This is a genomic window from Aeromonas sp. FDAARGOS 1414 (assembly GCF_019047065.1).
Classification (GTDB): domain Bacteria; phylum Pseudomonadota; class Gammaproteobacteria; order Enterobacterales; family Aeromonadaceae; genus Aeromonas; species Aeromonas veronii_A.
The window spans coordinates 4300424-4323814 of record NZ_CP077210.1 but is presented as its reverse complement, the minus strand read 5'-3'; the positions used below and the strand labels follow the sequence as shown (position 1 = coordinate 4323814).

Sequence of the window (23391 nt, the reverse complement as noted above, 5' to 3'; positions counted from 1 at the left end):
AACTCACAGACAAGGAGGCGTCATGCCACTGATCAAACAGTTTTTGAAGTCCAAGCCCGAGGTCAAGGTGACCTTTGCCGTAGAGAAAGAGGCGGCTGCAGGAGCGGAACAGGTGATGCTGATCGGCGAGTTCACCCAGTGGCAACCGGTCGAGCTGAAACGCATGAAGAGCGGTGAGTTCAAGGCCACCCTCAATCTGCCGACCGACGGGCCGGAGAGTTTCGAGTATTGCTACCAGTTCATCACTCCTGAGGGAGAGACCCTCTACGAGAATGACTGGCAAGCCGATGCCTACGTACCCAGCCCCTACGGCCGCGACAACTCGGTGGTACGAGTCAGCCAGTAAGCAGTGACCGAATTCCGGATACAAAAAAGGCTCGCCATTGGCGAGCCTTTTCACTACCTGTCGAGCTTTTAGCCGACATACCGACACCAATTCGAATCGAATTAGTTGAGCTTCTCTTTGATACGAGCAGCTTTACCGGACAGGTTGCGCAGGTAGTACAGTTTGGCACGGCGAACATCACCACGACGCTTCAGTTCTACACTGTGGATCAGCGGAGAGTGAGTCTGGAATACACGCTCAACACCTTCGCCGTTGGAGATCTTGCGAACGGTGAAAGCAGAGTGCAGACCGCGGTTACGCTTGGCAATAACGATGCCTTCGAAAGCCTGCAGACGCTCTTTACCACCTTCTTTAACACGAACTTGAACACGTACGGTGTCGCCCTGGGCAAAAGCCGGGATGTCGGTACGCATTTGCTCTTGTTCAAGCTGCTGAATAATCTTGCTCATTGTCTTTCCTTACCTAGGATAAACTGAAAACTCTACTTAACGCTGTCACGCACTTCGCGGACATACTCGGCAAGAAGTGATTCTTGCTCGTCAGTCAGAGCTAGGTTGTTAATAAGTTCCGGCCTTCTTTGCCAGGTTCGTCCGAGCGATTGCTTGAGCCGCCAGCGCCGAATCACTTCGTGATTGCCGCTTGTCAGCGCCTCGGGCACCGCCAATCCATCCAACACCTCCGGCCGAGTATAGTGGGGATGATCCAGCAAGCCATCCGTAAAGGAGTCCTGCTCAGCACTGGCCTGATCACCCAAGACTCCTGGAACCAGACGCGAAACCGCATCGATCAGGGTCATGGCAGGCAACTCGCCACCACTTAACACGTAATCCCCGATAGACCACTCTTCGTCGACTTCGGTTTGTATCACGCGTTCATCGATACCTTCGTATCGACCGGCTACCAGAATCAGTTTCTGATTCGTCGCCAACTCGGTTACGCCCGCTTGAGTCAGCTTGCGTCCCTGAGGGGAGAGATAGATGACTTTCGCCCCGTCTCCCGCCGCTTGCTTGGCTGCATGAATCGCGTCACGCAGCGGCTGAACCATCATTAACATGCCGGGCCCACCACCATAAGGACGATCATCGACCGTACGGTGTTTGTCGTGGGTAAACTCCCGGGGGTTCCAGCACTCAATCTGCAGCAGGCCACTCTTGACGGCCCGACCCGTTACCCCGTGCTCGGTAATGGCTCGGAACATTTCAGGGAAGAGGCTAATGACCCCAATCCACATAAGAAACCTCCGGCACCCGTGTTAGCGCGGGAAACTAGAAACCAGGATCCCAATCAACTTCGATTGTTCGAGCAGTCAGATCAATATTCTTGATCACCTGCTCTTCCAGGAACGGAATCAACCGCTCCTTTGCACCAAAGGCATCTTTTACATTGGCCTCAACCACCAACACATCGTTGGAGCCGGTTTCCATCAATTCGGTCACCTTGCCTAGGTCATATCCCTTGGTGGTCACTACCGAGCAACCAATCAGGTCACGCCAGTAGAACTCGCCCTCAGGCAACGCAGGCAATAGATCAGCGGGTACGCCGATCTCGACATTGGTCAATGCCAGGGCATCTTCGCGCACATCGATACCATCGAGTTTGCAGATCAGACCCTTGTTGTGACGTTTCCAGGATGAAACCCGAATTTCACGCCACGCCCCGTTCTGATTAATCAGCCAGGGGTTGTAATCGAAAATCGCTTCGGCAACATCGGTGAAGGAGTTCACTTTAAGCCAGCCCTTGATGCCGTAAACGGTCCCCAGGGTGCCCAGAACTACAGGTTTTTCCACCTTAACTCCTTACCGTTTGGCTGATTAAGCAGCTTTGGCAGCGTCTTTGATCAGCTTGGCAACGCGCTCAGAAACAGCGGCACCAGTAGCAACCCAATGCTCGATACGAGCCAGGTCCAGGTTCAGCTTTTCAGCCTGACCAGAAGCAACCGGGTTGAAGAAACCAACGCGCTCGATGAAACGACCGTCGCGGGCGTTACGGCTGTCAGCAACTACTACCTGGTAGAACGGACGCTTTTTCGCGCCACCACGTTGTAAACGAATGGTTACCATATCGTCCTCATTAACATCTAATGAACAAGGCCCGCAAACACGCGGACCCTAGCTTAAAATAAGCCGCATAATTCTACTTGGATTCGTAATAATTGCAACCAAGCCAGCCATTTTTTGCGCAGGGCTGCAATGAAAAGGGCCTGCAACTCGCAGACCCTCGCTCAATACCTAACTCCGGATAATCAGAACGGACCGCGACCGCCACCAAATCCCGGTGGCAGCATGTTCTTCATCTGGCTCATCATTTTGCGCATGCCGCCCTTGCCGGACATCTTCTTCATCATGCGCTGCATCTCTGTGAACTGCTTGAGCAGCTTGTTCACATCCTGCACCTGCATGCCGGAACCTGCAGCGATGCGACGCTTGCGAGAGCCCTTGATGAGGTCGGGATGGGCACGCTCTTTCGGCGTCATGGAGCTGATGATGGCCTCCATCCGCACGGTGAGTTTGTCATCCATCTGATCCTTGATGTTGTCCGGCAGGCCGGACATGCCCGGCAGCTTGTCGAGCATACCCATCATGCCGCCCATGTTGCGCATCTGGGCCAACTGCTCGCGGAAGTCCTCGAGATCGAAGCCTTTACCGCTCTTGACCTTGCTGGCCAGCTTGGCCGCTTTCTCTTTATCGACGTTGCGCTCGACTTCCTCGATCAGCGACAGCACATCGCCCATACCGAGGATGCGGGAGGCGAGACGATCCGGGTGGAACGGCTCCAGCGCATCGGTCTTCTCACCCATACCGATAAACTTGACCGGTTTACCGGTGATGTGGCGCACCGACAGGGCGGCACCACCGCGGGCATCGCCGTCCGCCTTGGTGAGGATCACGCCGGTAAGGGGCAGCGCTTCGTTGAACGCCTTGGCGGTGTTGGCGGCATCCTGACCTGTCATGGCATCCACCACGAACAGGGTCTCGACAGGCTTGATGGTGGCGTGCAGATCCTGGATCTCGGCCATCATTTCGCTATCAACATGCAGACGGCCGGCGGTATCGACGATCACCACGTCATAGAATTTCTTGCGCGCCTGATCGATAGCGGCAGTCGCGATGGCAACCGGCTTCTGGCTTGCATCGCTCGGGAAGAAGTCGACGCCGATGTCACCCGCCAGGGTCTCCAGCTGTTTGATCGCCGCAGGGCGATAGACGTCGGCACTGACCACCAACACCTTCTTCTTGTTGCGCTCTTTGAGCAGTTTGGCCAGTTTGCCGACCGTGGTGGTCTTACCGGCCCCCTGCAAACCGGCCATCAGGATAATGGCGGGCGGCTGGGCAGCCAGATTGAGCTGTTCATTGGCCTCCCCCATCACGGTGACCAGCTCGCCGTGCACTATCTTGATGAATGCCTGACCCGGGCTCAGGGATTTGGCCACTTCCTGCCCGACGGCACGCTCCTTGACGCGCGCCACGAAATCACGCACGACCGGCAGGGCGACGTCCGCCTCAAGCAGCGCCATGCGGACTTCGCGCAGGGTCTCTTTGATGTTCTCTTCGGTCAGCCGACCACGGCCACTGACATTGCGCAAGGTGCGCGAGAGTCTTTCAGTCAAATTCTCAAACATGACGCATTCCGGTTCTTGGCGTAATAAATGGGGGGCATTATAACCCAGAGCAGCCGCGAGGACGATTATTCACCGCACCGTCGCTCATCTATGCTTCGTCCCTATATATGGGCGGATCGGCCATTGCACAACTGGCGAGCACATCTTGTGCAAGGTATACTGCTCCTCTTATATCCCTAAATGCTTGTGTAACAACGACCTGGTTATGATCGTGATCTCTGTTCTGGCCCTGGCGTTTTATCTGCTGGCCATCATCGCCTCACTGCACCTGCTGCTCAATGCCAAACAAGTCGGGTACACCCCCCTGTTCGCTTGCGTGGGACTGGCACTGGTAGCCCATGGTGCATCTGTTGCCAGCGAAGTAATGGTGACCCATTCCGGTCAAAACCTGAGCATGCTCAACGTTGCCTCGCTGGTCAGCCTCATCATCAGCTGCTTCATGACTTGCGTAACCCGACGCTTCAACGGCTGGATCCTGCTGCCGGTGGTCTACAGCTTCTCGGCCCTGTTGCTGGCTGCCAGCGCCTTGATCCCGGGTCGCTACATAACCCATCTGGAGGCCCATCCCCAACTGTTGCTGCACATCGGCCTCGCCCTGATGGCCTACTCGGTATTGATGATCGCCTGTCTGTTTGCGCTGCAGCTCGCCTGTCTGGACAAGCAGCTTAAATCTCGAAAAATCAGCAACCTGCCAGCCATGCCGCCACTGATGACTGTGGAAAAACGGCTGTTTCAGTTGATCTCTGCAGGGGTGCTGCTGCTGACACTCTCCATCGCCTCCGGCCTCTTCTTCCTCGAAGATATGTTCGCCCAGGGCAAGTCTCACAAGGCAGTGCTCTCCATCCTGGCATGGTGTGTCTACGTGTTGCTGCTGTGGGGCCATCACACCTATGGCTGGCGCGGCCGCAAAGTCATCACGCTCAGTCTGATCGGCAGCTTCATCCTGACTCTTGCCTACTTTGGCAGTCGCTTCGTCAAAGAAGTGCTGTTGAGCTGACACCTATACTCTTTTAGCCATACCATCCAACAGGAGCCCTTTTTGGACAGCATCTCAACGAGTACATTACTGATTGTTCTCGTTATCTTGATCCTTCTTTCCGCCTTTTTCTCCAGTTCCGAAACCGGCCTGATGTCCATCAACCGCTACAAACTGCGGCATCTGGCACAGACCAAACACAAAGCCGCACGTCGCGTCGAGCAACTGCTCGCCCGCCCCGATCGCCTGCTGGGACTGATCCTGATCGGCAACAATCTGGTCAATATCCTCGCCTCCGCCATCGCCACCATCGTCTGTATCCGGCTGTTTGGTGATCTCGGGGTCGCCATCGCCACCTTCGGCCTGACCCTGGTGGTACTGGTATTCGGTGAAGTGACGCCAAAGACCCTGGCCGCCATGTTTCCGGAGAAGATCGCCTATCCCGCCTCCTGGATCCTCAAGGGGCTGATGGTGCCGCTCTCACCGCTGGTCTGGCTGATCAACGGCATCACCAGCGGCCTGCTCAAGATGCTGAAGATCAATCCCAACAAGGATGACTCCCTCAACACCGAGGAGCTGCGCACTATCGTCAATGAGGCGGGTAACCTGATCCCCCAGCGTCATCAGGAGATGCTTTTGAGCATTCTGGATCTCGACAAGATGCTGGTCGAGGACATCATGGTGCCACGCAGCGATATCTACGCCATCGACATCAACGATGACTGGAAGAGCATCCAGCGCCAGCTGGCCCACTGCGCTCACACCAAAATCCTCCTCTATCGCGACAATATCGACGACGTTGTCGGATTTTTACACGCGCGCGATGCCCTGCGGCTGGTAGCCAGGGACCAGTTCAACAAATCGAGCCTGTTGCGGGAAGTGGACGAGATCTACTTCATTCCGGAAGGAACGCCGCTCAACGTGCAGCTGGCCAAATTCCAGCGCAACAAGGAGCGAATTGGCCTGATCGTCGACGAATACGGCGATATTCAGGGGTTGATCACCCTGGACGATATTCTGGAAGAGATCGTGGGCGACTTCACCACCTCCATGACGCCAGCGCCGAGCGACGAGATCCACCCCCAGTCAGATGGTTCTTATCTGGTCGAAGGCTCAGCCAATATTCGTGAGCTGAACAAGGAGATGAACTGGCACCTGCCCATCGACGGCCCGCGCACCCTCAACGGCCTGATCCTCGAATATCTGGAGGAGATCCCCCAGCCCAACATCGGGATCCGGCTGGCCGGTTATCCTATCGAGATCCTCGATGTGGAGAACAACATGGTGAAGATGGCGCGGATCATGCCGGCATCGTACCGGGCGGAGTCGGATCCGCAAGATTGAAAAAGGGCTGCCAGTGGCAGCCCTTTTCTATTGCTCATCGTCATTGCTCATCTTCATCATCCGGCTCCAGCACCAGCGTCGGGATCAGCTCGCCAAACACCCGTTGCAACTCGTCGCGGTTGGCCAGCAGGTCTTGCAGCGTATAGCTGTCCATCACCGCCAGAAACGCATCCATCGCCTCTTTCAGCGCACTCTTGAGCAAACAGACAGAGACGATGTGGCAAGCGGGCGAGCCGCAGTCAATGCCGTCCAGATTGCCTTCCAGTGCCCTGATCACCTGCCCGATATTGATGGTGGCGGGATCGCAAGCCATGCGAATACCGCCATTCTTGCCCCGCTGGGATTGCAGATAGCCCAGCTTCACCAGCTGATTAACCACCTTCACCATGTGGTTGCGGGAAACGCCATACAGGGCCGATACCTTGGCAACGCTCGACAACTCCCCTTCCGGCAGGGTGGCAAGATAGAGCAGGGCTCTCAATCCAAAATCTGTATAACTGGTTAGTCTCATAAAACCTGATTAGCGCGATGCGAAAAGTGGAGTATTGATTCAAATCAAATAAACATCTAGGATGCCACTTATTAAATGACATTTTATATGTTCAATTAGAACGAGGCCCCTATGCTAGATCAAACCACCGTTGCCGTCATCAAAAGCACTATTCCGCTGCTCGAATCGGCAGGCCCTGCCCTCACCCAGCACTTCTACCAGCGGATGTTCAGCCATAACCCGGAGCTGAAAGATATCTTCAACCTGGCCCACCAACGCAGTGGCGGCCAGCCGCTGGCCCTGTTCAATGCAGTCGCCGCGTATGCCAAGAATATTGACAATCTGGGGGCACTCGCCGGTGCGGTCGAGCGGATTGCGCACAAACATACCGGATTCCTGATCCAGCCGGAACAATATCACATTGTAGGTAGTCATCTCTTGGCCACGCTCAAAGAATTGGGCGGAAGTGCGGTCACCGACGAGGTGCTGGAGGCATGGGGCAAGGCGTATGGCGTGCTGGCCGACATCTTCATCGGCCGCGAGCGGGAGATCTATCAGGAGAAGGCTAATCAGGATGGCGGCTGGCAAGGTACCCGCACCTTCATCATCAAGGAGAAGCGAGCCGAGAGCGACCTCATCACCTCCTTCCTGCTGGCGCCGGAAGATGGCAAGCCGGTACTGACCTTCAAACCGGGCCAATATCTCAGCATCAAGCTGGTTCACCCCGAGCTGGAATATCAGGAGATCCGCCAATACTCCCTCTCCGATGCCCCCAACGGCCAAGATTACCGCATCAGCGTCAAGCGTGAGCCGCAGGGTCAGGTCTCCAACCTGCTGCACGATCACCTGCAGGCGGGTGACAAGATCAAGGTGATGCCCCCTACCGGCGATTTCTACCTGAAAGCCGACAGCCAGACCCCGGTGGTACTGCTCTCAGCCGGTGTCGGCGTGACGCCGATGATGAGCATACTCAACCAGCTGCTGGAGAGTGCTCATCAGGCCGAGATCACCTGGCTGCACGCCTGCGAACAGGGCGCTGTACACGCCTTCCGGGAGGATATTCAGCAAAAATCCCGCCAACATCCCAACTTGCTGAGCCGGGTCTGGTATCGGGAGCCGGAGGCCAGCGATGTACAGGGTGAAGATTACGATCTGGCCGGCACCATGGATCTGACTGCCGTGAAGGAGCGCATCACGCCGCAGGCCCACTACTACTTCTGTGGCCCTGTCGGCTTCATGCAAGAGATCAAGCGGCAGCTGCTGGCGGCTGGGGTGCCAGCGGGGCAGCTCCATTACGAAGTTTTTGGCCCCCATCAAGATCTCTAAGGCGCGGGCAGCCATATAACAGAGGGAGGTTCCGGCCTGTCATGGCACGGCGGCTGGAACCGGACCCACAGGTGCAGATCTGTGGGTCATTTTTTTGGATCAGTGCATCGCCTTGGCGCGGGCCACCACGTTGGCCGGCATCCTGTTGCCAAGACGGTTGAGCAGACTCGCCGCCTTCTGGTGCAGCGCCTTGTCACCTATGACGGAGCCATGGAGCCAGCGATAGGCGTCCTCATAATCGAGCGGACTGCCCATCCCCTGCAACAGCATCTCGACCCACTCGATGCGGGCCCGCAGAAAACCTAGGCTGGCCGCCTCGCGCATCAGGGTCTCGGCTCGCACCAAATCCTTCTGCACCAAAGTTCCTTTCCAGTAGTAGCGACCCAGCTGCTCCAGCGCCGGCGCCAACCCCTGATTGGCCGCCTCCCACATATATTGCACCCCGAGTTCGGCATTGGGTTTGGTACAGACACCCCACGCCAGCATATCCCCCCAGAGGAATTGATAGGCCGGGATCTTCATCACCGAGGCGCGCGCTTCGATATCCTGAGTCAGCTGACAGCGATCCTGCTTCACCTGAGTGAGGTGGCGCCCCTGCTCAATCCAGTTGAGCAGCTCGTCCTGACGATAGAGCGGCACCGCCTGCAACTCGCCAGCGGCCAGAGGTGCGGGAGGCGCCACCACAGCAGCAGGCTCAGCCGGTTTTGGCAGCGGCGCGGCCCCCTCGCCATTGCTGGCAACGGGTGTGACCGGCTCGGCCGGAAGCAAGACGGGGACTGCCTCAGAGGGCGCTGGCGTAGCAGCAGAGACAGGGGCCGTTGCCACCGCAGCACTGCTTGCTGTCGGTGCCGATGCACTTGCTGCAGGCGCATCGCTCGATACGGCAGCCGATACCGCCTCGGCACCATAGAGGGGTGCGGTGAATGCACCGACAAGAACGAGAAGGGTAAGGGGTTTCATCATAAGGATCTCCTGCTGCACTCTGTTATCGGCACCAAGCCCCATCCCCTTAGCCTGCCGGGCGGCTCTCATCAATACAAAAGGGAGCCGAAGCTCCCTTGTTGGCACGGTTGACCCGCTTACTTGACGAAATCGACACCCAGCTGGATATCGGCTTTCAGGGTAGCCAGCATGCCTTCCATCGCTTCCTGCTCGAAGGCGCTCAGCTTGCCGTAATCCAGTACGGTTTCGACACCGTTCTTGCCCAGCAGTACCGGCTGCGCGAAGAAGGTGGCGTGCTCGCCGTTACCTTCCACGTAGGCGCACTCGATGACGTTGGCTTCGCCCTGCAGACCCTTGATAAGGGAGAGACCAAAACGGCAAGCCGCCTGACCCATGGAGAGGGTTGCGGAACCGCCACCAGCCTTGGCTTCTACCACTTCGGTACCGGCATTCTGGATGCGCTTGGTCATGGCAGCCACTTCTTCAGCAGTGAAGGAGGCGCCTTCAATCTGGGAGAGCAGCGGCAGAATGGTGACGCCACTGTGACCACCGATCACGTTGACGCGTACCTTGTCGATGTTCAACCCTTTGGCAGCGGCCACGAAGGTCTCGGCGCGGATCACGTCCAGGGTGGTGACACCAAACAGACGACGCTTGTCATAGACACCGGCTTTTTTCAGCACTTCGGCAGCGATGGCAACGGTGGTGTTGACCGGGTTGGTGATGATGCCGATCAGTGCTTTCGGGCAAGTGGCCGCGCACTTCTCGACCAGATTCTTGACGATACCGGCGTTGATATTGAACAGGTCGGAGCGATCCATCCCCGGCTTGCGTGCCACACCGGCGGAGATCAGCACCACATCGGCCCCAACCAGCGCAGGAGTCGGATCTTCACCGCAGAAGCCCTTGATGGCGACGTCGGTAGGAATATGACTGAGGTCAACGGCCACACCCGGGGTGACCGGGGCGATGTCATACAGGCTCAGCTCGGAGCCAGCCGGCAGACGGTTTTTCAACAGCAGAGCGAGGGCTTGACCGATGCCACCAGCGGCACCCAGAACGGCAACTTTCATGATCAACTCCATGTTTAAGCGTAGGTTTAAGGTTGTTTGTTGTTGTGCGCCCAACCTTAATGGATCCCCCCATAAAAAACAATCTGATAACAGTTGCAGTCACGGGTTCTGTGAGCCACGAAACATGCGGGAGCAAAAATTGGAGGGAAATACAAAAAGTTGGAGGAGAAGCACAGTTTTTCTGCACTCCCCCTTACCATAAAGAGGTAGATTTGAAGGTCTCAGGATTGGAATGCCAGCGCCCGTTTTTCACACCAGCGAAAACCAATTGTTAACAATCCGTTCATCGCCAGATAAAGCCCGCCAGCCACCCCGAACACCGCCAGGGTATCGTAGGTCTGGGCGTTCAACCCCTGCGCCAGCCCCATGATGTCCATGATGGTGATAGTACTGGCGAGGGAGCTCCCCTTGAGCACCAGGATCACCTCGTTGGAGTAGGCAGGCACCAGATGACGGGCGGCGTGGCGCACCTTCATCCACAAGGTCTGGCGGCCATTAAAACCAAGCGCCCGGCACGCCTCCACCTCACCAGCCGGGATGGCATCGAGCGCCCCCTTGAACAACCGGGTGGAGTAGGCCGCCGTGTTGAGACCCAGCGCCAGCACGGCGCAGAACCAGGGCTGCTTGAGCAGCGGCCAGAGCGGGCCGGCTTTCAGCCACTCGAACTGGCCCGGCCCGTAGTAAATCAGGAAGATCTGAATGAGCAGCGGCGTGCCGGTAAAGAGCAGCACCCACAGCTGCACCAGCTGGGTCGCCACCGGCAGGCGCAGCTCCAACACCCAGGTCATCAGGGCTGCCAACACAATCCCCAGCAGCAGGCTGAACAGGGTCAGCTCCAGCGTGGTGACCAGACCGCCCAGCAACGTAACGAGATACTCTTGCATCAGTTAGCCTCCGTAGCGGCGGGTGTAGCGGGCAGCCAGCCCGAGGCCATATTCACTCACCAGACTGATGGCCAGATAGATGAGGGCGGCGGCGGCATACCAGGTGAAAGGCTCATAGGTACTGGCCGAGGCCATCTGCGCCTGACGCATCATCTCGTTCACCCCGATAAGCGACACCAACGCGGTATCTTTCAGCAACACCAGCCACTGGTTGCCGAGGCCCGGCAAGGCGTGGCGCCACGCCTGCGGCAACACGATGCGAAAGAAGATGTGGCTCTTGCTCAACCCCAACGCCAGCGCCGCCAGCCGTTGACCTGAAGGCACCGCATTGAGCGCCGCCCGCAGGGTCTGGGTCGCATAGCTGGCGAACAGCAGGGAGAGCGCCAGCACGCCACAGGCGAACGGGCTGAACTCCACATACTCGCCAGTGATGAGGAACAACACCTGGGTCGAGCCGAAGTAGATGAACAGCACCACCAGCAACTCGGGCAGGCCACGGATCAGCGTGGTCAGGGTGGCCACCGGCCACGCCAATGCACGCTGCTTGCTGAGCTCGGCGGCACTGAACGCCAGTGCCAATACCATGCCCCCGACCAGTGATGCCAAGGCCAGCCCGAGGGTCATCCAGGCTGCATCCAACAACAGGCTCAACATGGCTTACTGCGCGAAGTATTTGTCGAAGATTTTCTGATAGGTGCCGTTGGCCTTGATCTCGGCCAGCCCCTTGTTCAGCTGGGTCAGCAGCTCCTGATTGCCCTTGGCGACCGCAATGCCAAAGCCGGTACCGAAGTACTTGGCATCGGTCACCGGCGCACCCACCACCGCATACTCCTTGTGCTGCTTCAGCCAGTCGGCAGCAACGGCGGTATCGGCAAAGACACCGTCGGTACGGCCATTCATCATGTCGAGGAAGGCGCTCTGGTAGCTGGCGTACGGCACGGTCAGCAGGCCCTTGCTCACCCAGTTATCCACCAGATAGGACTGGTGAGAGGTACCGTTCTGCACACCGACTGTCTTGTCGACCATCTCTTCCGGCCCCTTGAAGGCCCCTTTCTTGGCGACGAATACGGCCGAGTTCTCGTAATAGATGTCGGAGAAATCGACCTGAGCGGCCCGCTCAGGGGTCACGTCCATGGCGGCGATGGCAGCATCATAGCGACGGAATTTCAGGCTGGGGATCAGGCTGTCAAAGGCCTGGTTGTGGAAGCTGCACTCCAGCTTGGCCTGCTCGCAGATGGCGCGGGCCAGATCGATGTCAAAACCCTGAAACTCGTTCTTGTCATCTAGGTATTCGAACGGCGCGTAGGTGGCCTCGGTGGCGAACTTGATCTCTTTGGCCATGACGGAGGTACTCAACAGGCCCATGGCAGCAACCAACAACAGACTCTTTTTCATGACAGCTTCCTTATCGATTCAGTATCAATGCATCAAGAATTCGGCAAACCGGCTGGTTTGCGGGGATTGGAAAATGGCGGCGGTGCCGGATTCGATGATCCGCCCCTTCTCCAGATAAATCACCTGGCTGGCCACCTTGCGGGCAAAGTCAACCTCGTGGGTCACCACCACCTGGGTAATACCGGTCTGGCTCAGGTTACGGATGATCTCGGCCACCTCCTTGGTGATCTCGGGATCGAGGGCGGCAGTCGGTTCGTCAAACAGCAGCACTTCCGGGTCCATCATCAGGGTACGGGCAATGGCCACCCGCTGCTGCTGGCCGCCAGAGAGACGGGCAGGCCAGGCATCGCGCTTGTCGGCCAGTTGCAGCTGGGCCAGCAGATAGGCCCCCTTCTCGATGGCGGCCTCCTTGCTCATGCCGAGCACCTTGACCGGCGCTTCAATCAGATTCTCCATCACAGTGAGATGTGGCCAGAGATTGTACTGCTGGAACACCATCCCCACCTTGCGGCGCAGCAGTTGGGACTGGCGGTTGAATTCGGCAGCAGAGAGGGAGCTTGGGAAAGAAAATTCACTTTCGCCAATCCGCAGAACACCCGCATCCGGGGTATCCAGCAGATTCATCATCCGTAGCAGGGAACTCTTGCCAGCACCGCTCGGGCCCAGCAACACCAAGGTTTCACCGGGAGATGTCCGAAAGCTGACCTGTTGCAGAACCGGCACCTTGTGCCAGGACTTCTCGATACCTATTAATTCAATACCCATACAGCCCAATTGAATAAGTTTTCAAAATTTCATCCCGATTCTATCCCTAATAAAGGTTGATGCAAGCCATTTTTGAATCAATATGCAGAACAAGCGCCGCTTCCTTGCAAAAAACGGCATATGAATGCAAAATGGCCCCGCTGTTCGTATCTGCCGCCTGTATTGCACAGGCCGCCACACCTCCTCATTCGTGAGACCAAGATGAAACACAACGACAAGCAAGAAAAACTGGCCAAGGCCTTTAAAGCCTTGCTGAAAGAAGAGCGCTTTGGCTCCCAGGCAGAAATCGTCACCGCCCTGCAAGAGCTGGGCTTCGAGAACATCAACCAGTCCAAGGTATCGCGCATGCTGAGCCGCTTCGGCGCCGTTCGCACTCGCAACGCCAAGATGGAGATGGTCTACTGCCTGCCGGTGGAACTGGGCGTGCCCACCACCTCCAGCCCGCTCAAGAATCTGGTACTGGACGTCGATCACAACGGCGCACTGGTGGTGATCCACACCAGCCCGGGCGCAGCCCAGCTGATCGCCCGCCTGCTCGACTCCCTCGGCAAGGCAGAGGGGATCCTCGGTACCATCGCCGGTGATGACACCATCTTCATCACCCCGACCAGCGACACCGATATCGAAGAGCTCTACCTCTCCGCCCTCGAGCTGTTCGAACAGACGCCGTAATGGCCGCTACCGCGTCATAGCGGTCACGCCAGAACGAAAAATCCCGGCCAAGGCCGGGATTTTTGTTTTCTGAGTCTTCGTCAGGCGGGCTTATTTGCCCTGCGCCATCAGAAAACCTTCAGATGGAGCGAAGAAAGCCGCGCCGGTCACGGCCTTGGTGAAGCGCAGCAGGTGGTCAAAGTGGCTGCCCTCCCCCTTGTACATGCTGGCCAGCATGGCGTTGAAGTGCTGCGGAGTGCGGCAGCAGGAGATGAAGTAGAGCCCCTGCTCGGTCATGGTGCCCCAGGGCATGCTCTGGCGCAGGATCTCCATGGACTCCCCTTTCGGCGTCTTGAGGTTGACCCGCTTGATGTGGGCGGTCAGCGGCTTGGCAGCAGACTCATACTCGATGTTGTCGGGCTTGGTGCGACCGATAATGTCTTCCTGTTCTTTCTGCGCCAGCTTCTCCCAGTCGCTCATGGCGTGTACCCAGCGCTGGACGTGAATGTAGGAGCCACCGGCAAACTCGCCATCGGCCACCAGCGCCACTTCGGCACGGTGCTCATCCTGCGGGTTCTCGGTGCCATCAACGAAACCGGTCAGGTCACGGCAATCCAGATTGCGGAAACCGCGCACCTCTTCGGCCAGCTCGACCAGTCCGGCCAGCAGTGCCATCACACGGTGACCGGCGTGGTGCAGCACATCCACCCGATCGGCGCGCAGCTGAATAAAGAGATCAAACGGGGTGTTGGGGGCTTCCTGACCGTTGGCGGATTGCGCCATAAAGCTGCGGAACTGGGGCGGACGGGCGGCAGGGTAGAGACCATCCCAGGCGTCGGCGCCAACAGCAACCAGACCGCTGAAACCGGCATCGGGGAAATCGGCGGCGACCGCCTGCCACAGGGCGGGCAGTTTGGCCAAACGGCCGACCAGTTCGGCGGCATCGCCGGTGCGATTGAACATCAGATAGAGGGCGTGCAGATTCGGCTCTGCGCAGATCCCGGCTTGGGCTTTCATATATCTCTCCCCTGAGTAGGCGTTAGCGTTACGGGCTATTTGCGTTGCGCGATTATAAACCAGAGCAGCTCCAGTTCTTTGATTTCACGACGATATCACGCGTTCAGGGCAAAGGGTCAAACAACACCAGCCCATGGGGGGCAACCTTGATCCGTGCCCGCATCCCATCAAGGGGCTCGCCAATGCTCGCCTCCAGCTGCAGCTCGCCACACTCGAACAGCACCCGGCAGTGGTGGCCGAGGAACTGCTGCTCCACCACCTTGAGCTCCCCATCTGCGGCGCTCTCCAGCAGCAGTTGTTGGGGTCTGAGCATCAGCTGCAACTGCTCGCCCACCGCCCGGCCATGAGGCTCGCTGCCACAGATGACCCCGAGCGCCGTCTGTACACAGTGGCTGTCCACCACCTCGGCGGCCAGATAGTTGACCCCGCCGAGAAACTCCGCCACGAAGCGGTTTTGCGGGCGGCGATAGAGCTGCTCCGGCTGGCCCACCTGTTCGATGTGACCGGCGCGAAACAGCGCCAGCCGATCGGCGAAGGCGAACGCCTCCTCCTTGCTGTGGCTGACGAAGATGGCGCCGATCCCCTGCTGCTTGAGCAGGGCGCGGATCTCGAGGATCAGCTTCATCCGCACCTGGGTATCGATGTTGGAGAAGGGCTCATCCAGCAGCATCAGCCGCGGCTTGCACACCAGCGCCCGGGCGATGGCTACCCGCTGCTGCTGACCACCGGAGAGCTGGTGCGGATAGCGATCCCCCAGCCCCTGCAGATTGACCAGCGCCAACGCCTTGTCCACCTGCTGCTGGCGGACGCGGCGGTCGAGTTTGGTCAGACCGAAGCCAACATTGTCGGCCACCGTCAGGTGGGGGAAGAGGGCGTAATCCTGAAAGATCATCCCGATGTTGCGCGCCTCGGGCGGCACGCTGGCACCCGGCCCGTCGAGCAGGGTATCGCCGAGGCGAATAGAGCCCTCTGCCAACGGCAGCAAGCCGGCGATAGCTTTGAGCAGCGTGGTTTTGCCGCAGCCACTGGCCCCCAGCAGGCAGACGATCTCGTTGTCTGCCACCGTCAGGGAGAGCTGTTCCAGCACATTGCGGCCGTTGTAACGGCAGCTGACATTTTCAACCTGCAAACAGGACAAGGCTGACTTCCTCTCGTTTCTGGCGGCGCGCTGCCTTTCGGTTCAGCACACCGCATGCAATTTCATTGACCGACGCGGCGACTCAGTGGCCCGGACTGTCCAGAGTGCGGTTGACCCAGATCAGCGGCAACAGTCCCACCAGCACGATGACGATGGCCCCCAGCGCGCCGCGCTCCAGCATCTCGTCCGAGACGAACTGATAGACGTGGGTCGCCAGAGTATCGAAGTTGAACGGCCGCAGCAGCAGGGCGGCGGGCAGCTCCTTCATGGATTCGATGAACACCAGCATGGCACCGGCAAACAGGCCACGGCGCACCAGCGGCAGATGAACCCGGCGCAGCATGTCGCCATCCCCCTGCCCCAGGGAGCGAGCAGCCATGTCGAGACTGGGGGAGATCTTGCCCATGCTGCTCTCCACCGAGCCGATGGCGATGGCCACGAAGCGCACCAGATAACCGAACACAATGGCGGTGATGGTGCCGGTCAGCAGCAAGCCCGGGCCCTGACGCCCGAGCCACTCGGCCAGATCGTTGATGGCAAAGTCGAGGGCGGTGAGCGGCACCAGCACCCCGATGGCGAGCACGGTACCCGGCATGGCGTAACCCATGGCGGCGATGCGCAGCGGCAGCAGACTCTTTATCCCGCCATCGAGGCGGCGGAAGAAGCCGAGCAGCAGGGCAATCCCCATCGCCAGCAGGGCGGTCAGCGCCGAGATAGCCAAGCTGTTGCCGGCGAAGCGGACAAACTCCGGCGTCCACGACAACTCGAAGTAGCGCACCCCGTAGTCGAGCAGGATGACGAACGGCAGGCCAAAACCGGCCAGCACCAGCCCCCAGCACCAAAAAGCGGCCAGCCAGCGACTCATCCCCTTAAGCGGATAGCGCAGCGGCTGCTCATGGCCCATGGACTTCTGGAACACCTGCTGCCGACTGCGCGAGCGGCGCTCCAGCGCGATCAACAGCACCACCGCCAGCAGCATCAAGCAGGAGAGTTTGGCCGCAGTGGCCAGACTGCCGTAACCGAGCCAGGTGTCGTAGACCGCAGTGGTCAGGGTGTTGATGGCAAAGAAGTGGACGGTGGCGAAATCGGCCAGCGTCTCCATGGCCACCAGCGATACCGCCACCATGATGGCGGGGCGCGCCAACGGCAGACTGAGGCGGCGAAAGCTCTGCCACGGGGTACAGCCGAGCAGGCGGCTGGAATGAATGAGGCTGACTGACTGCTCCAGAAAGGAGGCGCGGGTCAGCAAATAGACATAGGGGAACAGCACCAGTGCCAGCACCCAGGCTGCGCCACCAAGGGAGCGAATGGCAGGAAACCAGTAATCGGCCGGACTGTTCCAGCCAAAGAGTGTTCGCAACCCAGCTTGTAGCGGGCCCGAGTAGTCGAGCAGGTCGGTATAGACGTAGGCGACGATATAGGAGGGCATGGCCATTGGTAGCATCAAAGCCCACTGCAGGGCGCGCCGCCCCGGTACCTGACACATGGCCACCAGCCAGGCGGTAGGCACGCCAAACAGCAAGCTGAGCAATACTACGCCGACCACCAGCCCCAGGGTATTGCCCAGATAATCGAGCAGCACGGTATCGGCGAGGTGGCGAAACAGCTCCCCCTCAGCCGAGAAGGCAGAGAAAAGCAGGGCTATAACCGGTAAACCCAGCAGCAGGGCGCTGGCCCAGCTGCCGGTCATCCATCCAAAATTTTTCATGAGACCACAGATGTTGATGGGGCCGTTGGCCCCATCTGATTACAAGTCGAACTTCACTTCATCCAGCAACTGCAAGGCGTCCTTGCGGTGCTTGGCGTAATCGCTGACCGGTAGTCCGTCAGACTTGAAACTGCCCCAGGACTTGACCATGGCAGAAGGCTCGACCCCAGCCTTGACCGGATATTCGGCGTTCACGTCCGCATACATGTGCTGGGCGGTGTCACCAGCCAGAAACTCCATCAGCTTCTGGGCCTCGGCCTTGTTCTTGGCATACTTGGTCATGGCCACGCCGCTCACGTTGACGTGGGCACCGCGGTCAGCCTGGTTCGGGAAGTTGATATAGACTGCATCCGCCCAGGACTTCTGCGCCGGATCTTTCAACATGGCGCCCAGATAGTAGCTGTTGCCGAGCGACACGTCACAGATACCATCCTTGATCGCCTTGACCTGATCCCGGTCGTTGCCCTGCGGCTTGCGCGCCAGGTTGGCCTTGACCCCTTCCAGCCAGGTTTTGGTCTCGGCCATGCCGTGATGGGCAATCATGGAGGAGACCAGCGCCACATTGTACTCATGCTTGCCGCTGCGGGTGCAGATTTTTCCTTTGAATTCAGGCTTGGCCAAGTCTTCGTAGCTGATGGTGTCGAGCTTGCCGAGGCGATCCTTGCTGGAGTAGATGGCGCGCACCCGGGTGGTCAGGGCGAACCAGCGATTCTCCGGATCACGATAGATGGCGGGGATGTTCTCCTGCAGGATCTTGCTATCCACCGGCTGCACCAGCCCCTTGTCCACCAGATCGGTCAGACGGCTGATATCGACGGTCAGCATCAGGTCGGCCGGAGAGAGCTTGCCTTCCCGCTCCAGACGCTCGTTCAACCCCTCTTTGGCAAACACCACGTTCACCTTGATGCCAGATTCCTTCTCGAACTGCTGGATGATGGGCTTGATCAGCTCATCCTGCCGGTTGGAGTAGACATTCACTTCCCCGGCCGCCAATGCCGACTGAGCTGCCAACGCAGAGAAAGCCAGTGCCAACATCTTCATTTTCATCATCCATTCCTTGATTAGCTATACAGAGTGATAACGATTTCCGTTTGCATTCTGCATACATCTTATAAGCGGATCAAGAAAGCTCGCCGTCGCCACATCACATATTTAATCGCCCATAAATGAAAAGGGCCGGATGGAATCCCATTCGGCCTCTCCTGAGCAAAACGTTATGTTGATCAGGCTTCAATAAGCGCTCACGCCATCGGGATTCCCCGAGGTCGGGAGGTCAACAGATCTGTACGTCACGGATGCGGTTCATCACAGCGCCTCGTCGTCACTCTCGCCGGTGCGGATGCGCACCGCTTGCAGCAAGTCGTAGACAAAAATCTTGCCGTCGCCGATCTTGCCGGTATAGGCCGCCTTGCAGATCGCCTCGATCACCCCTTCCACGTTATCATCGGCGGTGGCAATCTCCAGCTTCACCTTGGGCAGGAAGTCGACCTGATACTCGGCTCCCCGGTATAATTCGGTGTGTCCCTTCTGGCGGCCAAATCCCTTGACCTCGGACACGGTCAGCCCTTCCACCCCCAGGTTGGCAATAGCCTCGCGGACATCGTCCAACTTGAACGGTTTGATAATCGCACTAATCAGCTTCATCTGGTTGCTCCCAATCCATGGTGTGTCATGAATCGGGTTTCAATTCTTATGCCAAGTATTTTTATTGTTATATTTCATGTAGATAGAGTTTAATGCCGGCGCCATTCGTCAGGCTCATCCCCATAACCGGCCAGCACGCCCCATAATGAGGCACCATGCTGCAGCGGTCAGCGGGTATGCACCAAACAAGAGCAAAACAGCATGTTAGTTATCTCCAACAGCGTCACGATTCCCTGGCATGAGCTGCAATTTCAGACCATGCGGGCACAGGGCAACGGCGGACAGCACGTCAACAAGACCGACTCCGCCGTCTGGTTGCGCTTCGATTACCGCAACTCTCCCAGCCTGACGCCCCTCTACAAGGAGGGTCTCGACAAGCTGAGCGACAGCCGGGTACACGATGGCTTTATCCTGATCCGGGTCGAGAACCATCGCAGCCAGGACATGAACCGCAAGGAGGCGATGAACCGTCTGGTGGAGTTGCTGAAGAAAGCAGCCTGGCGCCCCAAGGCTCGCCATGCCACCAAGCCGACCCGCAGCTCCCAGCGCAAACGGGTCGATGCCAAAAAGCGCAAGGGGGATATCAAATCCGCCCGCGGCAAACCGGTTCTGGACTGAGCCAGCCCCCAGCCCCCAAAGGATGTCAGCCGATGAGATACAGTTTTTGCGACAGCGCCCGCGGCCCCCTGCTGGTCGCCATCGATCAGGATGGTCTGCGCTATGTGGAGTTCGTGCGGGGGGAGCAGCCGGTAACTCCGACCGATGAGTGGCAGCGTGATGACCTGGCTCTTGCTCCTTTCGTCGAGCAGTTCACCGCCTATTTTGCCGGAAAATTGCAGCAGTTCGATCTGCCCATGGCACCGAAGGGCACCCCGTTCCAGCAAACGGTGTGGAACGCTTTGTGTGATATCCCCTATGGCGAGACCGTGAGCTATCTCGAGATTGCCCAGGCTATCGGCAATCCCAAGGCCGTGCGAGCAGTAGGCGCTGCCAATGGCCGCAATCCGCTGAGCATCATAGTACCCTGCCATCGGGTGATCGGACGCAGCGGCGATCTGACCGGCTATGCTGGCGGCATTCCCATCAAGCGCTGGTTGCTGGCACTGGAACAGGCAGGCACAACATTCGAGCTGGCCCCATGAGACAATGAGCGTCCCCGGAGAGGAACGGGACAATATCGCGACCAGAATGAAAAGGCTTTCAATCAGTGGCCACGCCTTGCTGACAAGATGAACAGAAGATGAAGAATCGCCTCAGAACTACTTCAGATTGAGCTTGGCATGATAGCTCCATACTTGAATGGCACGGCTCATTCGCTGATTCAAGTAGCACCCATGTGACGCTTCCAATCTGTCTTTTTCCCCGCGCCTCCTCTGAGGCGCTTTTTTTGTGGCAACACAACAGGCCACCCTCTGACTGAGTGACCTGAGCATCGCACGCTCTGCACCTCCACAAAGACAAGAGGCGAAGGATCCCCCTTGGCCTCTGGCGTTATCGCTGGCTACTCGCTCTGGGGCAGGAACTGCAGCTCTGGCGCCGAGGAGGTCAGCACATCGGCGCAGTAATCCCAAGTGGAGATGCGATAGTGCTGCAGATCTTCATCCAGATGCAGGCCGTCCGACTCCTGATGGAACCAGCTGGCAAAACGGGATGGAGTGATGAGCTGGATCTGCTCTTCGATGGCGTGGCTATCCTTCCCCTCAGCCAGATCGCAATCCTCGATGACCCGCAGGGCATAAATATGGCGAAAATAGACCCGGCAGAGGATTTGCGGGGGTAGATCGATGCTGCGCGCCCGCCCCAGCATGATGGTCAGGGAGTCGCTCCAGAGATCCTGATGCAACTCGGCCACAACCAGACCGGGCGGTAGCTGGCGGGACGGAGCCCAAGGGACGGCAACCTGCCGAATGGCATTTTTCTGTTCCATATTCACCTCACGACAACTCGCTCCCTGTCTTGAGTCTATCTGAACCACATAGTCCCGGCGAAGGCAATCGATGGACAATAAAAACGGCAATAAAAAAGCCGACGTATCAAACGTCGGCGAATAAAAAGTGCTTACAACAGAGGATTCACATATTCAGACCCTCGGGTCGAAAGATTGGTTCCCTCTTTTTGTAATTAATTTTCGGCGCGTTTAAACATCAGGGTATTGGCGTCCGACTCTTCCGGCACGAAGTAGTAGCCCTCGGCGTTGAAGCCGGTCAGCTGCTCCACCTCGGTCAGACGGTGCTTGATGATGTGGCGGGCCATCATGCCGCGAGCCTTCTTGGCGTAGAAGCTGATGATCTTGAACTGACCGTTCTTCTCATCCTTGAACACCGGCGTGACGATCCGCCCTTTCAGGCTCTTGGGTCGTACCGACTTGAAATACTCGTCGGAGGCCAGATTGATCAGCACCTCATCCCCCTGGGCTGCCAGCGCGTCGTTGAGGTGATGAGTGATCACCTCCCCCCAGAACTGGTAGAGATCCTTGCCGCGACTATTGTCGAGCCTGGTCCCCATCTCCAGTCGATAGGGCATCATCAGGTCGAGGGGACGCAACACGCCATAGAGGCCGGAGAGCATCCGCAGGTGTGCCTGAGCGAAGTCAAAATCGGCCTCGCTGAAATCCTCTACCACCAAACCGGTGTAGACATCCCCCTTGAAGGCCAGCAGCGCCTGACGGGCGTTGGCGGGAGTAAAGTCTGGCCGCCACTCGGCAAAACGGGCGGCATTGAGACCGGCCAGCTTGTCGCTGATCTTCATCAGTGTGGCGATCTGGTCAGGGCTCAGTTGGCGGGCTCGGCTAATCAGCTCGGCGGAGTGATCCAGCAGCTCGGGTTGGGTGAAACGGGGGGTCACCAGCGGTGACTCGTAATCCAGCGTCTTGGCCGGGGAAACCACAATCAGCATAACGTTCCTTTCTGGCTAGGGGCCGAACAGCGGATCGGCCCCATGTTTCATTCATCCAGCGTCACATTTTCCAGTGTGCCGGACCCCAGCTGCTCGCGACCGGAGAGCTTGATCAGCAGCCGCAGGTCGTTGGCCGAGTCGGCATGGGCGAGGGCCTCACTGTAGCCAATCTGGCCGGCGCAGAACAGGCTGAAAAGCGCCTGATCGAAGGTCTGCATGCCCAGTTCGGCAGATTTGGTCATCACCTCCTTGAGACGGTGCATCTCTCCCTTGCGGATTATGTCGGTGATGAGCGGGGTATTGAGCAGGATCTCGAATGCCGCACTGCGCCGCAAACCATCGACACTCGGCACCAGTTGCTGGGCGACAATAGCTCTGAGGTTGAAGGAGAGATCGAACAGAAACTGGCGATGTTTCTCCTGCGGCACCAGATGGAGGATGCGATCCAGCGCCTGGTTGGCGTTGTTGGCATGCAAAGTGGCGAGACAGAGATGGCCGGTCTCGGCGAACTGCAGGGCAAACTCCATGGTCTCCTGACTGCGGATCTCGCCGATCAGGATCACGTCCGGTGCCTGACGCAGCGAGCTTTTCAGTGCTACATCGAACGACTCGGTGTCGATCCCCACCTCCCGCTGGGTCACCAGGCTACGGCCATGCTGATGGACGAACTCCACCGGGTCTTCCACCGTCAGGATATGACCATCGGCATGCTGGTTGCGATAGCCGATCATCGCCGCCTGAGTGGTCGATTTACCCGCCCCGGTGGCACCGACAAACAGCACCAGCCCGCGCTTGGCCATCGCCACCTCCTGCAGGATCCTGGGGAGCTGCAGATCTTCAAAGGTGGGAATGCGGGTCTCGATACGACGAATCACCATACCGGGCAGCTCCTGCTGCCAGAAGGCGCTGACCCGAAAGCGACCCAGCGCCTCGCGGTAAATCGCGTAGTTGGCCTCCTTGGTGCGGACATAGCGCTCGAAGTGATCGCTGCTGAGGGTATCCCTGACCAGCGTCAGCGCCCCTTTCTTGTCGAGCGCGTCTCCCCCCAGCGACACCAGATGGCCATTTACCTTGAGAATGGGCGGCGATCCCACCGTCACAAACAGATCCGATCCCTTTCGCTCGACCAGCTGGCTCAGCAGATCATCCAGATTCATCATTTATCCCTCCCTGGGTAC

Annotated in this window: 27 protein-coding genes; 7 read left to right on the top strand and 20 right to left on the bottom strand. The window is 58.3% G+C overall.

Features of this window, described 5'->3' with window-relative positions; translation table 11 throughout:
* Nucleotides 1-22: 22 nt before the first annotated feature.
* The gene (locus I6L44_RS19660; RefSeq protein ID WP_216952850.1) at nucleotides 23-346 is read left to right on the top strand and encodes an isoamylase early set domain-containing protein; all 324 of its coding nucleotides are present in this window, start codon (nucleotides 23-25) and stop codon (nucleotides 344-346) included.
* A 101-nt stretch (nucleotides 347-447) separates the two neighbouring features.
* Here I6L44_RS19660 and rplS read toward each other — a convergent pair whose 3' ends face one another.
* The 5 genes from rplS to ffh all read right to left on the bottom strand — a co-directional run bounded on the left by rplS (nucleotide 448) and on the right by ffh (nucleotide 3965).
* Nucleotides 448-795: a 50S ribosomal protein L19 gene (gene rplS / locus I6L44_RS19655; protein ID WP_005308701.1), complete on the bottom strand. Its 348-nt coding sequence runs from the start codon at nucleotides 793-795 to the stop codon at nucleotides 448-450.
* Nucleotides 796-827: 32 nt separating this feature from the next.
* Entirely contained in the window at nucleotides 828-1577 is a 750-nt protein-coding gene (gene trmD / locus I6L44_RS19650; protein ID WP_005340400.1) for a tRNA (guanosine(37)-N1)-methyltransferase TrmD, read from the bottom strand.
* A gap of 34 nt (nucleotides 1578-1611) precedes the next feature.
* Nucleotides 1612-2133, bottom strand: a complete 522-nt coding sequence (rimM, locus tag I6L44_RS19645) for a ribosome maturation factor RimM (RefSeq protein WP_005340394.1) — start codon at nucleotides 2131-2133, stop codon at nucleotides 1612-1614.
* 24 nt (nucleotides 2134-2157) lie between these two features.
* Nucleotides 2158-2406, bottom strand: a complete 249-nt coding sequence (gene rpsP, locus I6L44_RS19640) for a 30S ribosomal protein S16 (RefSeq protein ID WP_216952849.1) — start codon at nucleotides 2404-2406, stop codon at nucleotides 2158-2160.
* 182 nt (nucleotides 2407-2588) lie between these two features.
* Nucleotides 2589-3965: a signal recognition particle protein gene (ffh, locus tag I6L44_RS19635; protein WP_005341384.1), complete on the bottom strand. Its 1377-nt coding sequence runs from the start codon at nucleotides 3963-3965 to the stop codon at nucleotides 2589-2591.
* A 205-nt stretch (nucleotides 3966-4170) separates the two neighbouring features.
* Here ffh and ccsA point away from each other — a divergent pair, with 205 nt between their 5' ends.
* Together ccsA and I6L44_RS19625 are read left to right on the top strand one after the other, a co-directional pair.
* Nucleotides 4171-4962 carry an inner membrane protein YpjD gene (gene ccsA, locus I6L44_RS19630; RefSeq protein ID WP_216952848.1) on the top strand — a complete coding sequence of 264 codons (792 nt, stop codon included), beginning with the start codon at nucleotides 4171-4173 and terminating at the stop codon, nucleotides 4960-4962.
* A gap of 42 nt (nucleotides 4963-5004) precedes the next feature.
* A complete protein-coding gene (locus I6L44_RS19625; RefSeq protein WP_216949688.1) occupies nucleotides 5005-6285 on the top strand; it encodes an HlyC/CorC family transporter in 1281 nt (426 codons plus the stop codon).
* Between the two features lie 40 nt (nucleotides 6286-6325).
* Here I6L44_RS19625 and I6L44_RS19620 read toward each other — a convergent pair whose 3' ends face one another.
* Nucleotides 6326-6796: an Rrf2 family transcriptional regulator gene (locus I6L44_RS19620; RefSeq protein ID WP_005340388.1), complete on the bottom strand. Its 471-nt coding sequence runs from the start codon at nucleotides 6794-6796 to the stop codon at nucleotides 6326-6328.
* A 111-nt stretch (nucleotides 6797-6907) separates the two neighbouring features.
* Between I6L44_RS19620 and hmpA the strand changes: the two genes are divergently transcribed.
* Nucleotides 6908-8101 (top strand): NO-inducible flavohemoprotein, encoded by a 1194-nt coding sequence (gene hmpA, locus I6L44_RS19615; RefSeq protein WP_216952847.1) that lies wholly within the window; start codon nucleotides 6908-6910, stop codon nucleotides 8099-8101.
* A gap of 99 nt (nucleotides 8102-8200) precedes the next feature.
* Here hmpA and I6L44_RS19610 read toward each other — a convergent pair whose 3' ends face one another.
* From I6L44_RS19610 to I6L44_RS19585, 6 genes are all read right to left on the bottom strand, one after another.
* Nucleotides 8201-8785 carry a tetratricopeptide repeat protein gene (locus tag I6L44_RS19610; protein ID WP_041202422.1) on the bottom strand — a complete coding sequence of 195 codons (585 nt, stop codon included), beginning with the start codon at nucleotides 8783-8785 and terminating at the stop codon, nucleotides 8201-8203.
* Between the two features lie 395 nt (nucleotides 8786-9180).
* Nucleotides 9181-10116 carry a malate dehydrogenase gene (gene mdh / locus I6L44_RS19605; protein WP_069554449.1) on the bottom strand — a complete coding sequence of 312 codons (936 nt, stop codon included), beginning with the start codon at nucleotides 10114-10116 and terminating at the stop codon, nucleotides 9181-9183.
* A 221-nt stretch (nucleotides 10117-10337) separates the two neighbouring features.
* Complete coding sequence (gene artM, locus I6L44_RS19600; protein ID WP_216952846.1) at nucleotides 10338-11000, bottom strand: arginine ABC transporter permease ArtM; 663 nt, start codon at nucleotides 10998-11000, stop codon at nucleotides 10338-10340.
* Nucleotides 11001-11003: 3 nt separating this feature from the next.
* Nucleotides 11004-11654, bottom strand: a complete 651-nt coding sequence (artQ, locus tag I6L44_RS19595) for an arginine ABC transporter permease ArtQ (protein WP_216952845.1) — start codon at nucleotides 11652-11654, stop codon at nucleotides 11004-11006.
* Between the two features lie 3 nt (nucleotides 11655-11657).
* Nucleotides 11658-12395 (bottom strand): transporter substrate-binding domain-containing protein, encoded by a 738-nt coding sequence (locus I6L44_RS19590; protein WP_005340381.1) that lies wholly within the window; start codon nucleotides 12393-12395, stop codon nucleotides 11658-11660.
* 24 nt (nucleotides 12396-12419) lie between these two features.
* Nucleotides 12420-13160, bottom strand: a complete 741-nt coding sequence (locus I6L44_RS19585) for an ATP-binding cassette domain-containing protein (RefSeq protein ID WP_005348895.1) — start codon at nucleotides 13158-13160, stop codon at nucleotides 12420-12422.
* Between the two features lie 201 nt (nucleotides 13161-13361).
* Between I6L44_RS19585 and argR the strand changes: the two genes are divergently transcribed.
* A complete protein-coding gene (gene argR / locus I6L44_RS19580; protein ID WP_005340378.1) occupies nucleotides 13362-13832 on the top strand; it encodes a transcriptional regulator ArgR in 471 nt (156 codons plus the stop codon).
* 90 nt (nucleotides 13833-13922) lie between these two features.
* On the opposite strand, the gene I6L44_RS19575 is transcribed toward argR, so the two are convergent.
* From I6L44_RS19575 to glnK, 5 genes are all read right to left on the bottom strand, one after another.
* Entirely contained in the window at nucleotides 13923-14828 is a 906-nt protein-coding gene (locus I6L44_RS19575) for a Dyp-type peroxidase (protein WP_042011894.1), read from the bottom strand.
* A gap of 103 nt (nucleotides 14829-14931) precedes the next feature.
* Nucleotides 14932-15966, bottom strand: coding sequence for an ABC transporter ATP-binding protein (locus I6L44_RS19570; protein WP_216952844.1), 1035 nt, complete (start codon nucleotides 15964-15966; stop codon nucleotides 14932-14934).
* An 82-nt stretch (nucleotides 15967-16048) separates the two neighbouring features.
* Nucleotides 16049-17674: an iron ABC transporter permease gene (locus tag I6L44_RS19565; RefSeq protein ID WP_216952843.1), complete on the bottom strand. Its 1626-nt coding sequence runs from the start codon at nucleotides 17672-17674 to the stop codon at nucleotides 16049-16051.
* Nucleotides 17675-17713: 39 nt separating this feature from the next.
* Nucleotides 17714-18721: a Fe(3+) ABC transporter substrate-binding protein gene (locus I6L44_RS19560; RefSeq protein ID WP_216954527.1), complete on the bottom strand. Its 1008-nt coding sequence runs from the start codon at nucleotides 18719-18721 to the stop codon at nucleotides 17714-17716.
* Between the two features lie 258 nt (nucleotides 18722-18979).
* Nucleotides 18980-19318: a P-II family nitrogen regulator gene (glnK, locus tag I6L44_RS19555; RefSeq protein ID WP_005341406.1), complete on the bottom strand. Its 339-nt coding sequence runs from the start codon at nucleotides 19316-19318 to the stop codon at nucleotides 18980-18982.
* Between the two features lie 201 nt (nucleotides 19319-19519).
* Between glnK and arfB the strand changes: the two genes are divergently transcribed.
* Nucleotides 19520-19936: an alternative ribosome rescue aminoacyl-tRNA hydrolase ArfB gene (gene arfB / locus I6L44_RS19550; protein ID WP_216952842.1), complete on the top strand. Its 417-nt coding sequence runs from the start codon at nucleotides 19520-19522 to the stop codon at nucleotides 19934-19936.
* Between the two features lie 32 nt (nucleotides 19937-19968).
* The gene (locus I6L44_RS19545; protein ID WP_216952841.1) at nucleotides 19969-20460 is read left to right on the top strand and encodes a methylated-DNA--[protein]-cysteine S-methyltransferase; all 492 of its coding nucleotides are present in this window, start codon (nucleotides 19969-19971) and stop codon (nucleotides 20458-20460) included.
* Nucleotides 20461-20819: 359 nt separating this feature from the next.
* On the opposite strand, the gene I6L44_RS19540 is transcribed toward I6L44_RS19545, so the two are convergent.
* From I6L44_RS19540 to tapU, 3 genes are all read right to left on the bottom strand, one after another.
* Nucleotides 20820-21245, bottom strand: coding sequence for a hypothetical protein (locus I6L44_RS19540; protein WP_005340360.1), 426 nt, complete (start codon nucleotides 21243-21245; stop codon nucleotides 20820-20822).
* Nucleotides 21246-21439: 194 nt separating this feature from the next.
* The gene (yaaA, locus tag I6L44_RS19535; protein WP_216952840.1) at nucleotides 21440-22213 is read right to left on the bottom strand and encodes a peroxide stress protein YaaA; all 774 of its coding nucleotides are present in this window, start codon (nucleotides 22211-22213) and stop codon (nucleotides 21440-21442) included.
* Nucleotides 22214-22260: 47 nt separating this feature from the next.
* Nucleotides 22261-23370 (bottom strand): type IVa pilus ATPase TapU, encoded by a 1110-nt coding sequence (gene tapU / locus I6L44_RS19530; protein WP_216954525.1) that lies wholly within the window; start codon nucleotides 23368-23370, stop codon nucleotides 22261-22263.
* Between the last annotated feature and the right edge of the window lie 21 nt (nucleotides 23371-23391).